Below are 13,085 nucleotides of genomic sequence, written 5' to 3' on the forward strand. Positions count from 1 at the left end.
CGACCCGGCGGTCAAAGCCGGGCGCATTAGGGGGTAACGACCATTCAGACGCTCAAGCGACTGCTGTCCCAGATCTACGTCCAGGTGCTGATCGCCATCGTCGTCGGGGCGCTGGTGGGCCTGTGGTTCCCGCAGATCGGAACCGCGCTGAAGCCCCTGGCCGACGGCTTCATCAAGCTGATCAAGATGCTGCTGGCGCCGATCATCTTCGGCACCGTGGTGGTCGGCATCGCCAAGATGGGCGACCTCAAGGCGGTCGGCCGGATCGGCGTCAAGGCGCTGGTCTATTTCGAGGTGCTGTCGACCATCGCCCTGGTCGTCGGGCTGGTGGTCGTCAACGTGCTGAAGCCCGGCGTCGGCATGAATATCGACGCGTCGAACCTGGACGGCCAAGCCCTGGCCGGCTTCACGGCGGCGGCCAAGGAACAGGGCGTCGTGCCCTTCCTGCTCGACATCATCCCCACCACCCTGGTCGACGCCTTCGCCAAGGGGGCGATGCTGCAGGTCATCCTGCTGTCGGTGCTGATCGGAGTCGGGGTCGGCCAGATGGGCCCGCGCGCCAAGCCCTTGGTCGAGATGATCGACCTGTTCCTGGAGGCGATCTTCAAGGTGGTCGGCATGGTCATGCGCCTGGCCCCGCTGGGCGCGGGCGCCGGCATCGCCTTCACCATCGGCAAGTACGGGATTGGCGCCCTGTGGTCGCTGGCCCACCTGCTGATCGCCCTCTACGTCACCTCGCTGTTCTTCGTGCTGGTGGTGCTGGGCGGAGTGATGCGTTCGACCGGCCTGCCGTTCTTCGCGTTCCTGGGCTTCATCCGCGAGGAGATCTTCGTGGTGCTGGGCACCTGCTCGACCGAGGCCGTGCTGCCCCGGCTGATGCAGAAGCTGGAGGACATGGGCTGCGCCAAGCCGGTGGTCGGGCTGGTGCTGCCGACCGGCTACACGTTCAACGCCGACGGCACCTGCATCTACCTGACCCTGGCGACGGTGTTCGTCGCCCAGGCGACCAACACCCACCTGAGCCTCGTCGACCAGCTGGTGATCCTGGCGGTGCTGCTGCTGACCTCCAAGGGCTCAGCAGGCGTGGCGGGCGCGGGCTTCGTGACCCTGGCGGCGACCCTGTCGACCCTGCACGCCGTACCGGTCAGCGGCCTGGTGCTGCTGCTGGGCGTCGACCGCTTCCTCAACGAGGCCCGCGCCGTCACCAACCTGATCGGCAACAGCGTCGCCACCGTGGCCATCGCCAAGTGGGACGGCGCGCTGGACATGGACAAGGCGCGCGAGACCCTCGCGCGCCGCCCTCAGGCCGACGCGACTTGATCTCGACATCACTTTGAATGACACCGGTTTCCACAACAGACTCGATACGAGCGAATTCAGGGAGGGCGCCATGGCCCGCGTAACCAGACAGACCCTCAGGGCCGCGCTGCTGCTGTCGGCCGCGCTGATCGCCGCCCCGGGGCTGGGCCACGCCGCCCCGGAACAACAGGGCGACGGCGGCCTGCTCTTCCACCTGACCGGCGACAAGGGGCTGACCGCCGACCTCGCCGCCGGCCAGGCCGCGCCCAACTTCGCCGACAAGATCAAGATCCAGACCGACCCCGTCCACGGCCCCTATATCGAGGCCTCGGGCGACGAGGTGCTCAGCTGGATGGCCCCGGGCAACATCTACGCCCAGCGCGGCACGCTCAGCTTCTACTGGCGGGCCCGCGACCCGGTCGGCCCGACGCCCTTCCCACTGTTCCGCGTCGGCTACGCCGACCACACCAGCTGGGACATGGCCTGGCTGCGCATCGACTGGAACGGCAAGGGCTTCGACGCCTTCGTCACCGACAACAACCTGGCGCGCGTCCGCGTGAGCGTCGACGCCCCGGCGCCCCGGCCCGACCAGTGGATCCTGGTGACCTTCACCTGGGACGAGGCCAAGGGGGTCGCCCTCTATGTCGACGGCAAGCCGGTGGCCGCCAAGGCCCAGGCCGCCGCCCTCGACGCGGGCCTGGACCAGTTCGGTCCGCACAGCCGGGTGATCTCGCCCCACCAGGTGCAGAGCGCCTACCAGTTCATCCGCGGCGGCGACGTCGACGACATCCGCGTCTACGACCACGCGCTGGGCGACGCGGACGTCGCGGGGCTGGCGGCCGGCCAGGAACCGACGGCCGCGCCGACGACCGCCGCCGACGCCAAGGCCTGGCTCCACCGCTACGGCTGGGACCGCCCGGCCGATCCGCCGCCCTACCTGGCCGACGTCGCGACCCGCGTGCGCAAGGTCGAGTTCACCGACCAGTACGACCTGAAGGAACGCATGGACCTGGGCTCGGACGGCATCGCCGAGACCACCTGGCCCGGCATCTACAACCGCTCCAAGCTGCCTGGCCGCCACGACTATTTCGAGCTGCCCGACTGGAACGTCTATGTCGAGGGCGGCAAGGCCATCACCTTCACCCTGCCCGACGAGCCCTGGAACCGGCTGGAGTTCCAGGGCGCGGCCTATGGTTCGCTGACCTCTATCGACGCCGCCGGCAAGGAGACCCCGCTGGCCAAGCGGGCCCAGGGCCCGTTGCGCACCGTCAACCAGTTCGCGCCCCTGAAGGGCGGCAAGCTGCGGTTCGACAATGTCGTCCAGGAAACCCCGATCCAGGAACTGGCCGCCTACGACGTCACGGCCGGCGCCGAGCCGGACGAGTTCACGCTGAGCTATGTCGTGCGGCCGGGCGCCGATCCCGCCGCCTATCCGACGCTGGACGACCTGACCACCTTCGTCAGAGGCCGGTTCGCGGCCGGCGAGCGGACCCTGGTCGCCGCCCTGCCCGGCTCGGCCCCGGTCAAGGCCCGAGCCGAGGCCCCGGGCCCGAAGCTGCCGATCGTCCACGTGCTGATCCCCGCCGACTTCCGCCTGGGCCGGGCCGGCGGCCCGGTGGGCAAGTTCCAGTACGGCTGGCAGGGCATGGACGCCGGCCTCGACGGCGTGGCGATCGACATCCCGGCCCTGAACGTCAAGGCCACCCACGGCGGGCTGTTCCCGCTGAACATCAAGGTCAAGGACCCGCTGTGGCCGGGCCGCGACCTGATCGACGTCAACGTCTCGGTCAAGCCGGGCGAAGCGCGCACGGTGTTCCTCGACACCCGCGACCGCCTGTTGCCGCCGGACAGGAGCCTCCTGCTGACCATCGCCGGGGCCGGCGGCGACTTCGACGCCCGGCAGCTGGACGGCATGGCCGTACGGTTGAAGTTCAAGCCCGCCCAGGACGCCAGGCCCGAGCACGTCGCCGACCGCCTGGTCCAGGCGCGCGACAACCTGGCCTTCCTGGTCGAGGAGCACGACGTCTCCAAGCGCCTGGCCCGCTACGCGCGGCTGGACCTGGAGCTGTCGAACCTGTTGCGGGTCGATCCCCAGAACCGGCACGGGCGCGAGATGTGGGCCGAGCTCAATCCGGAGCAGCCGGGCGCTCCCGTCACCCTGCCGGTCGCCCCGGCCGGGGTTCCGAAATGGGCCTTCCTCCAGGTCGAGGACCTCAAGCGGGTCCGCCACTTCATCGAATGGTGGATCGACAACCGCCAGGTCCCCTACGGCGATTTCGGCGGCGGCATCTCCGACGACAACGACCTGACCCAGCAGTGGCCGCCCCTGGCCCTGATGGGCGACATCCCCGACAAGACCACCGCCTCGCTCAACGCCCTGGCCGACGCGGCCTACAAGAACGACATGCTTCCGCTGGGCCTGTCGAAGATCAAGACCGACGAGCTGCACTCCTACGAGGAGGGGATCAACCTCAAGGCCGAGGCGATGTACACCGGCTACGGCGACCCCAAGGTCGTCGAGCGGCTGATGGAAACCGCCCGCGCCTATCCGGCTGTCATGGGCAAGGGCGAGGACGGCCACGTCCACGCGCTCAGCCGATTCTTCTCGGCGACCGACGTGTCGCGCGACGGCCCGTGGGGCTGGTCGCACCCCTATTCCTACCTGATCCTGCATCCCGGGATCATGCTGGCCGACTTCAACGGCGACCCGACCCTGCGCAAGCTGGTCATCGACCTGGCCGACGGCCACATGGCCCACGGCAAACAGGATCCGGACGGGACCTGGCGCTATCCGGAGGACATCAACGCCGCCACCGGCCAGTCGCGCGGCGAACTGGCCGGCAAGGCGCGCGGCAACATCTCGGCCATTCAGCTGTTCTGGGCCGCCTGGCGCTGGACCGGCGACGAGAAGTACCTGCTGCCGCTGAAGGGCGAGATGGCGCACGGCAAGCTGCGCGGCATGGACGAGCTGAACAGCGACGTTGTCGACATGCTGGGCCAGCGCGCGACCTGGGGCGCCGAGTTCGAGCGTCGGGCCAAGGCCGGCGACGACGATCCCTTCACCCTCTACGAGGCCTGGCGGACCAGCGGCGACACCCGCTTCCTGGAGAAGGTCTATAGCGACGAGATCACCACCGCCGAACAACGGATGTGGATGATGACCGACGCCCACTGGTGGTCGGACCGGGTGGAGCTGTTCAGCGACATCCTGCAGCGCTCGCGGCTGGGCGGCATGGCCCTGCGGCGCAACCAGATGTTCCCCGGCCACCTGGTCAGTTGGCGCTTCGACACCCCGACCGGCGCCGAGGACGTCGGCATCCTGGTCACCGGCGGCCCCAAGGGGTTCAGGGTCACCGGCTACAATCTGACCGGCCGACCGATCCACGCGATGCTCACCGGCTGGGACGTCGCCGCCGGCCAGTGGAAGATGGTCCGCGCCGTCGAGGGCGCCGCCGATCCGGAGGTCAAGCTGGCCTTCGAGCGCACTACCGGCGTCGACGTGACCTTCGCGCCCGGCCAGACCACCACCTGGGACTTCGCGCTGGAAACCCCCGCCGCCCCGGTGACCGAGCGCGCCGACCTGGGCATCGGGCGTGACGACGTCAAGGCGACACGTTCAGGCCTGAGCGTCACCGTCCACAGCCTGGGCGCCAAACCGGCCCCGGCCAGCGTCGTGGTGCTGGAAGACGCCGACGGCCGCGAACTGGCCCGCGCCACCACGCCCGCCCTGCCCGCGCCGCTGGACCTGAAGCCCAAGACCGCCCAGGTGAGCCTGGCGTCGAAGGCCGGCTGGAAGACCGGCTACCGCGTGCGGATCGTCACCCCGGCCGGCGCGCCGGAGATCACCCAGCTCAACAACGTCGTCACCGCCCCCTGACCAAAACCGGAGACCCCGGAGCGAACGCGCTCCGGGGGCGTTGCCTAACCCATGGCCGAAACCCTCACCGTTCCCCGCGATCTCTTCCTGCGCCTGCGCGCCCGGCTGCCGGCCGTCACTCGCGAGCACCTGTTTGACTGCTACGCGATCAGCGAAACCACCTGGACCAAGCTGCGCGACGGCAAGCCCGTCAAGCGCTCCACCCTGGAGCGGATCCTGCACCGCTACGAAGGGCTGATCGCCCGCGCCGCGTGATGCCGGACCGGCATCAACAGGTTCGAGAACGGCATTGGCGGCGCGCCGCCGCCGGCTCCTAGTCTCCCGGCGGGATGAGGTCCCGCCGCCGAACCGAAAGCCGGTCGGCGCCCGGCCCCTCCCGAGAACAAGACCGAGCATCGGTCAGAAAATGTCCCGTCGGGAGGGAAATGGGTATGCATACTGTTCAACGCCGCACATGGCTGGCGAGCGCGTCCTTGGCCGCCGTCTGCCTGGGCCTGGCCGCCACGCCGGCCCTGGCGCGGCAAGAGGCGGCGCCGGCCGCGCCGGCCACGCCGAACAATGACGCCGTCTCGGAAGTGGTGGTCACCGGCTTCCGCTCCAGCCTGGCCAAGGCCCTCAACGTCAAGCGCCAGGAGTCCGCCGCCGTCGACTCCATCCTGGCCGAGGACATCGGCAAGTTCCCCGACCTCAATCTCTCGGAATCCATCCAGCGCATCCCCGGCGTCGCCCTGGCGCGCGACGGTGGCGAAGGCCGGCAGATCTCGGTGCGGGGCCTGGGTCCCCAGTTCACCCGCGTGCGCATCAACGGCATGGAAGCCCTGACCACCGGCGGCGGCTCGGACGCCGGCGGCGGCATCAACCGCGGCCGCTCGTTCGACTTCAACGTCTTCGCCTCGGACCTGTTCAGCGCCATCACCGTGCGCAAGACCGCCGAGGCGGCCACCGAGGAAGGCTCGCTCGGCGCCACCGTCGACCTGCGCACCGCCCGCGCCTTCGACTATCACGGCTTCAAGATGGTCGGCTCGCTGCAGGGCAGCTACAACGACCTGGCCAAGTCGACCAATCCGCGCGGCGCCTTCATGGTCTCCAACACCTGGAAGGACGACACCTTCGGCGCCCTGCTGTCGGTGGCCTACACCAAGCGCCAGCTGGACGACGAGGGCTCCTCGACCGTCCGCTGGGCGACCGGTAACGCCTTCGGCCCCGGCTTCGACGCCCTGCCCAACGGCGCGGGCCTGCCGACCACCGTCAACCCGGCCGCCGCCGCCAACAACGCCGCCTTCCACCCGCGCTTCCCGCGCTACGACAACTATATCGACGACCAGGAGCGCATCGGCGGCACCCTGTCGCTGCAATGGCGGCCCAGCGACAAGACCCTGATCAGCTTCGACGGCCTCTATGCCGACTTCAAGGGCACGCGCGAGGAACAGTACCTCGAGGCGCCGTCGTTCAGCGTCGGCGGGGCCTGCACCGCGGCCAACGTCGCCACCTCGTGCGGCATCGCCCAGACCCACGTGGTGTCCTCGACCATCGACAGCCACAACACGATGATCGCCGGCAAGTTCGACAACGTCGACCTGCGGGTCGAGAACCGCTTCGACGAACTCGACACCAAGTTCACCCAGCTGGGCCTCAACCTCGACCAGCAGATCACCGACGACATCAAGATCACCGGCCTGCTGGGCCATTCGAAGTCGGACCACCAGAACCCGGTGCAGACGACGGTCCAGTTCGACCAGTTCAACGTCCAGGGCTATGCCTACGACTACAGGAACGGCAACCTGCCGGTGATCGACTACGGCAGCGCCCAGCTGACCAATCCCTCGCGCTGGGTGCTGACCCAGATCCGCGAGCGGCCGCAGACCGCCGTCAACACCTATGACGTCGCCCAGATCGACGGCGAATGGGCCAATCTGGGGATCTTCAAACTGAGCGGCGGCGCGGCGTTCAAGGAATACAAGTTCACCACCACCGAGCTGCGCCGCTCCAACGGCACCAGCACCAATCTCGAGCCCACCGTGCCGGCGGCCCTGGTGGCCCTTCCGACCTCGTCCTACGGCAAGATCGCCAGCTTCGCCGGCGCCGACGTGCTGATCCCCGACGTCCAGACCGCCGCCGGGGTGCTCAGCCTCTATGACCAGACCGCCTATGGCGGTGCGTTCCATCTGGGCAAGGAGCCGGCCCTGGGCAACAACCGCGGCGTCACCGAGAAGGACGCCGGCGGCTACGTACAGGCCGACTTCGACACCCAGGTCGGCGGGCGTCCGCTGCGCGGCAATTTCGGGGTGCGCTACGTCAAGACCCAGCAGCAGTCGCAGGGCTACACCTATGTCAGCGGCGCGCCGCTGGCGATCACCGCCGAGCGCGAATACAGCGACACCCTGCCGTCGATGAACGTGGTCTACGAGCCGATCGACAACGTCCTGATCCGCTTCGGCGCGGCCAAGGTGATGTCGCGGCCCGACCTGGGCAGCCTGACCCCGGGCGCGACGATCAGCGTCTCGGGCGCCGGCCGCAGCGTCACCGCCGGCAACCCCAACCTCGACCCCTTCCGGGCCAAGGCCTACGACCTGTCGTTCGAATGGTACTTCCAGCAGTCGGGCCTGCTGTCGCTGGCGGTGTTCAAGAAGGAGATCGGCAGCTTCGTCCAGACGCTGCAGACCAACTCGACCTTCACCGGCAATGCGTTCGGCCTGCCCGACAGCGTGGCCATCGCCGCCTGCGGCGCGACCAACGGCTGCAGCCCCGGCGCCCAGTGGCAGTTCACCGTGCCGAGCAACACCCCCGGCGGCGACCTGACCGGCTACGAGATCAACTACCAGCAGCCGCTGACCTTCCTGCCGGGCTTCCTCAAGCACACCGGCGTGCTGCTGAACTACACGCACGTCAAATCGTCGATCAACTACCTGAACGGCGCCGGCGCGGTGGTGGCCACGGCCAACCTGACCGGCCTGTCGCCCAGCTCGTACAACGCCACGGTCTATTACGAGGACAGCAAGTGGAGCGCCCGGGCCTCGGTGGCCTACCGCGACGCCTACCTGACCCGGATCCCGGGTTCGGAGGCCGGCACCGACGCCGACGGCACCAGCGAGACCCTGAACGTCGACGCCTCGCTGCAGTACACGGTCAACGACCACTTCAAGCTCACCCTGGAGGGCGTGAACCTGACCGACGAGAACCAGGACCAGTTCAACGACTCCGTCGCCGACCGGTCCTCGTTCTTCCACCACACCGGTCGCGAGTTCATTCTGGGCGTCCGTTACACCTACTGACGACCAGATGAAGCGAGGACGCGGCGGCTTGTCCCCGTCGCGTCTCGACAGCAGAGGTGCGCGGACGTCCCTCCCGGCGTCCGCGCGCTTTTCCGTTTCCCCAATCGCGGTGGCGCGGGATGCGTCGCTCGTCCAGGATCAGCCATGCTCGTTCGCGCCCTTCTCGCCGCCGCCGCCTTCAGCCTTGCGGCCGGCGCCCAGGCCCAGATCGCGGTCTCGGCCAATGACGGCAAGCAGGTGCTGGACGACGGCGAGCAGGTGGTCCCGGCCCATCCGGCCCCGGACTCCGTCACCCTGATCGACATGTCCGCCTCGCCGCCCCGGATCATCGGCGAGATCGCCGCCCCGACCAGCGTCATCGGCCCGCCCTCCAGCGTGGCGGTGGCGCCCGACGAGTCCTTCGCCCTGGTCACCGCGGCCCGTCAGCTGACGCCCGGCGATCCCACCACCATCAGCCCGGACGACGTGGTCAGCGTCATCGACCTGAAGACCCGGCGGGTGACGGCCACCCTGCACGCCGGGGCCGGCGCCTCGGGCGTCTCGATCAACCGCGCCGGAACCCTGGCCCTGGTGGCCAACCGCGCCGAGGGCACAGTCAGCGTCTTCACCGTCGCCGGCGGCGTCCTGACCCCGGCCGGCAAGGTCCGGGTCGGCGAGCCGGACTCCTCGCCGGCCATGCCGATCTTCTTCGACGACGACCGCCGGGCCCTGGTGTCACGCGACCGCGATCACAAGATCGTCCAGCTGAGCATCGACGGCGCGACCGTCACCGTCACGCCGGTGATCCTGGCCCCCGGCCTGCGCCCTTACCAGATCGACACCGACGGCCCGCGCCGCTTCGCCGTGTCAGGAAACATCGGCGGCGGCGGGCGCGACGTCGATACGGTCAGCCTGATCGACCTGGCCCCGCCCGTTCCCCGCGTCGTCGACGTCGTGGCCGTCGGCCTGACGCCGGAGGGCCTGAAGATGTCGCCCGACGGCCGCTACGTGGCCGTCAACGTCAACAACGGCTCCAACCTCGGCGTCAACGCGCCGGGCTATCACCCCAGGGGTCTGGTCCAGATCTGGCGCATCGACGGCGAACGCCTGACCAAGGTCACCCAGGCCGGCGTCGGCGGCTGGGGCCAGGGCGTGGCCTGGTCGCGCGACTCCCGCCGCCTGCTGGTCCAGTGCGTGGTCGGCCAGACGATCGAGGCCTTCGCCTTCGACGGCCGTCGCCTGCGCCACACCGCCACCCTGCCCATGCCCGCCGGCCCGGCGGCGATCAGGACCGCCGAACCCTAGGGGCCTTGGCCTTCCTCCGTCAGGCCGGGGCGATCGGGCAGTAGCGGTTCACGAAATCCTGGTGGCTGGGCATCCTGTCCACCGCGCGGGCGATATTGCCCTTCAGATCGTTCAGCGCCTGGCGCAACTGCTCGGGCGGCATCAGGCGACCCATGTGGTGGTGGCCGCCGGGTTGCAACCTCTGCCCCAGCATCACCTGCAGCCAGGAGTCGGTCTGGAACAGTTCGCCCGGGGCCCTGAACACGTGGCCGTTGTCGCGGAACAGAGCGATGCGATGGGCCAGGCTGTCGGGGATTGCCATGGTCCGGCAGTGGTCCCAGAACGGGCTGTCGGTCCGCTCGGTCAGCTTGTAGTGCAGCACGACGAAGTCGCGGATCTTCTCGATCTCGTCGTCGGCCAGGTGATTGAAGCGGTCGCTGAGCGCCTCGTTGCAACCGGCGAACGGAAACAGCTGAAGCAGCCGGTGCACCGCGACCATGATCATGTGGATCGAGGTCGATTCCAGCGGCTCGATGAAGCCAGCGGCCAGGCCCAGGGCGACGCAGTTCTTGTGCCAGGCCTTGCGACGGCGGCCGGCGCGGAAGCGGATGAGCCGAGGCTCGGCCACCATCTCGCCCTCGATCATGTCGCGCAGTCCCGCCTGCGCCTCGTCGTCGCTCATGTGGTCGCTGGAATAGACGAAGCCGTTGCCGATCTTGCCCTGCAACGGAATGCCCCACAGCCATCCCGCCCGGTGGGCGATGGCGCGGGTATAGGGATAGGCCGGAGCGTCCGAACGCGTCTGAACCGCCAGGGCGCTGTTGTTGGGCAACCAGTTGGTCCAATCCTCGAAGCCGACCTCCAGGGCGCCTCCCATCAGCAGCGACCGGAAGCCGGTGCAGTCGATGAACAGGTCCCCCTCGATCACCTCGCCCGACTCCAGCACCAGGGCCTCGATGAAGCCGTCGTCGGAGCGTTGCCTGACGCTGGTGATCTTGCCCTCGACCCGCCGGACGCCCTTGCCCTCGCTCTTCGCGCGCAGGTACCGGCCGTAGAGGGTGGCGTCGATATGATAGGCGTAGTTCAACGAGGCGTTTTCGTCGGTGAAGAACCGGTGATCCTCGGCGGCCTTCAGCTCGAGACAGTAGTCGCCAAGGTCGCCGCCGAACCCCTGCGCCTTGGCCTGAAGCCAGAAGTGGTGGAAGTCACCGAGCCAGGTGGACTTCCCGATCTGGCCGAACGAGTGGATGTAGCGGTCGCCGATCTCGCCCCAGTTCTCGAACGAAATCCCCAGCTTGAAGGTCGCCTGGCAGGCGCTCATGAATTCCGGTTCGTCGAGATTGAGCAGGGCGTTGAAGGTGCGCGCCGTGGGCACGGTCGACTCCCCCACCCCGACCGTGCCGATGTCGTCGGATTCGATCAGGGTGATGTCCAGCAACGGCCCCAGTTGCTTCGACAAGGCGGCGGCGGCCATCCAGCCGGCGGAGCCGCCGCCGGCGATCACCACCTTCTTCACGACCTGTTCGGCCATCGCAGCCTTCTCCTCGTTCATCGGTTCAGTCGGTTGAGCAGGTAGGCGCGCAGGCGGCGGGCCTTGAGGTCGTCCATCGGACCCAGCGCGCCGCGCGCCGCCTCGGGCAGGTGGGCGCCCGCGCGGTCGGACGGCCCGAAGACGTAGTGGTCGAACAGTTCGCGCCAGGCCCGCTTCTCGAAATCGGGGCGATCGCGCAGGCTGAGCAGGCCGTGCAGCAAGGTGTTCATGGGCGTGTCCATGAAGCCCGGCGCGCTGTTCCACCAGTAATTGACCAGCACGTTGAAGGCGTCCAGGGCCTCCACCTGATGCCACCACAGGGCCGGGTAGACCAGCACGTCGCCCGGCTCCAGTTCGGCGACCTGGGCGGCGGCCAAGGCGTCGCGGAAACCCGGGAAGCGGTCGTGGTCGGGGTTCTCGAAATCGACCATGCTCACGGCCTGGCCGCCGGGCGTCGGCTCCAACGGACCGGGATAGAGGTTGTGGACCTGGTCGGGCGGAAACAGCGTGAAGCGGCGGCGTCCGACCACGCAGCAGGCGATGTTGTTGGACATGTCGTAGTGGGCGGCCGCCGTCGTGCGATTGCCGATCCAGATGCTGACCAGCGGCGGCTCGCCGCCGAACGTCTCGGGATCAAGCCCCAGGTCGTTGCGCGCGCGAAAGCCCGGCAGATAGGTGTCCAGGTCGGTGGAACCGACATAGACAGAGGGGCCAGCCTCATCATCGAGATGACGCCGGATGTCGTCCAGGACGGCGTCCAGCGGCTCGCGCCCGGCCTGGAAGTTCATCCCGGTGACGGTGTCGTCATAGAAGAACCGTCCCTTGATCTCCGGCGCGCCGCGATAGGCGACCACCCGCTGGCCCTTGGCGAAACCGGCGAGGTAGGCCATCGCCGGCTCCGGGCCCTCCAGGCCCAGCCGAACCAGCGGCCAGTCGCGGGCCAACCCCCTGAAGATCATCGGCCTCTGCTCGCGCAGGATCTCATCGAAGGGGATGTCCTTCGGCGACGAGACGGCGACCACCGGGGTCCTGCGCGCGATATCGACCATGTGTTCAGACCGCCGTCAGCCGGCGGTTCTTCAGGTCGATCAGGGTCCGCAGGTTTCCCATTGACGACACGACCCACTGGGCCGCGCGCAGAAGCCCGGACCGGTGAAGCCGCAGGAGGTCGGCCGCGTCCAGCCCCACCAGGCGCTCCTGGGAGATCGTGTAGAGGTCGGGCAGGTCGTAGGACCGCTCGTCGTCGAGCTTGATCTCGACCGCGACCGGCTCGATCAGCGCCAGGTCGTCGAAGGCCGCGAACATCGACGGGGCGATCTCCAGGCCGTCATAGATGGCGCCGAGAAGACCCACGACGCCCTGGAGGTAGGGCGCGTTGCCGCCGGCCGGCAGGAATACCGCCTCCCCTTCCGTCCGGCTGATCCGGGGATGATCCAGGTCGACATGGATCATCAGTTCGGGCTGAGCGGAGTCGGCCGAGCGGTCGCCCTGCAGCGCGATCGAGAACGGCCCGCGTTGCTGCACGGCAGGGACATAGCGGGCCCGCCAGCCCCCATCGTCCAGGAACAGGTTCTCGTCGCGGTCCAGCCCCAGCAGGGCGATCGTCTGGTAGGCGCCGTTCGCGTCCTTGCGGAAGAACATCGGGTATTCCCGCTGGACGTCCTCGAACTCGGTCGGCAGCACCAGAACCTGGTTGATGTCGTCGCCGAACCGCGCGCCATGCCCTGTGAGGACGCGCAGGTCCCCATGGTCGACATTGTTCAGCAGCACTCTGTTGGTCATGTCCGCCTTCCGGGCTCACGAAAAGCCGAGCCCTTGCCCCGCGCCTCCAGAAGAAAAAGGT

The 13,085-nt window shown here is 68.7% G+C and carries 8 protein-coding genes; 5 read left to right on the forward strand and 3 right to left on the reverse strand.

The annotated features are described in order from the left end of the window. The first annotated feature begins 42 nt into the window (after positions 1–42). The 5 genes from dctA (at position 43) to PMI01_RS21445 (ending at position 9,732) form a co-directional block, all read left to right on the forward strand. On the forward strand, positions 43–1,320 hold the full coding sequence (gene dctA, locus PMI01_RS21425; protein ID WP_081497727.1) for a C4-dicarboxylate transporter DctA: 1,278 nt from the start codon (positions 43–45) through the stop codon (positions 1,318–1,320). A gap of 70 nt (positions 1,321–1,390) precedes the next feature. After that, entirely contained in the window at positions 1,391–5,176 is a 3,786-nt protein-coding gene (locus PMI01_RS21430) for a LamG-like jellyroll fold domain-containing protein (RefSeq protein WP_007674117.1), read from the forward strand. 51 nt (positions 5,177–5,227) lie between these two features. After that, entirely contained in the window at positions 5,228–5,431 is a 204-nt protein-coding gene (locus tag PMI01_RS21435) for a hypothetical protein (RefSeq protein ID WP_007674119.1), read from the forward strand. Positions 5,432–5,649: 218 nt separating this feature from the next. Further along, a complete protein-coding gene (locus tag PMI01_RS21440) occupies positions 5,650–8,448 on the forward strand; it encodes a TonB-dependent receptor (protein ID WP_051990009.1) in 2,799 nt (932 codons plus the stop codon). Between the two features lie 144 nt (positions 8,449–8,592). Next, positions 8,593–9,732: a YncE family protein gene (locus PMI01_RS21445; RefSeq protein ID WP_007674123.1), complete on the forward strand. Its 1,140-nt coding sequence runs from the start codon at positions 8,593–8,595 to the stop codon at positions 9,730–9,732. Positions 9,733–9,751: 19 nt separating this feature from the next. Here PMI01_RS21445 and PMI01_RS21450 read toward each other — a convergent pair whose 3' ends face one another. The 3 genes from PMI01_RS21450 to PMI01_RS21460 are packed head-to-tail and all read right to left on the reverse strand — an operon-like array spanning position 9,752 to position 13,024. Then, positions 9,752–11,242 carry a tryptophan halogenase family protein gene (locus PMI01_RS21450; RefSeq protein WP_007674124.1) on the reverse strand — a complete coding sequence of 497 codons (1,491 nt, stop codon included), beginning with the start codon at positions 11,240–11,242 and terminating at the stop codon, positions 9,752–9,754. Positions 11,243–11,259: 17 nt separating this feature from the next. After that, positions 11,260–12,291 carry a cupin-like domain-containing protein gene (locus tag PMI01_RS21455; protein WP_007674125.1) on the reverse strand — a complete coding sequence of 344 codons (1,032 nt, stop codon included), beginning with the start codon at positions 12,289–12,291 and terminating at the stop codon, positions 11,260–11,262. A 4-nt stretch (positions 12,292–12,295) separates the two neighbouring features. Further along, on the reverse strand, positions 12,296–13,024 hold the full coding sequence (locus tag PMI01_RS21460; RefSeq protein ID WP_007674126.1) for a SapC family protein: 729 nt from the start codon (positions 13,022–13,024) through the stop codon (positions 12,296–12,298). Between the last annotated feature and the right edge of the window lie 61 nt (positions 13,025–13,085).

The sequence above is a fragment of the Caulobacter sp. AP07 genome, assembly GCF_000281955.1.
Taxonomy (GTDB): Bacteria; Pseudomonadota; Alphaproteobacteria; order Caulobacterales; family Caulobacteraceae; genus Caulobacter.

Excerpts from the sequence above, each read along its gene's own strand:
- PMI01_RS21455 (WP_007674125.1), bottom strand. The coding sequence starts at position 12,291 with ATGGTCGATATCGCGCGCAGGACCCCGGTGGTCGCCGTCTCGTCGCCG.
- PMI01_RS21460 (WP_007674126.1), bottom strand. The coding sequence starts at position 13,024 with ATGACCAACAGAGTGCTGCTGAACAATGTCGACCATGGGGACCTGCGC.
- PMI01_RS21435 (WP_007674119.1), top strand. The coding sequence starts at position 5,228 with ATGGCCGAAACCCTCACCGTTCCCCGCGATCTCTTCCTGCGCCTGCGC.
- PMI01_RS21445 (WP_007674123.1), top strand. The coding sequence starts at position 8,593 with ATGCTCGTTCGCGCCCTTCTCGCCGCCGCCGCCTTCAGCCTTGCGGCC.
- PMI01_RS21450 (WP_007674124.1), bottom strand. The coding sequence starts at position 11,242 with ATGGCCGAACAGGTCGTGAAGAAGGTGGTGATCGCCGGCGGCGGCTCC.
- PMI01_RS21430 (WP_007674117.1), top strand. The coding sequence starts at position 1,391 with ATGGCCCGCGTAACCAGACAGACCCTCAGGGCCGCGCTGCTGCTGTCG.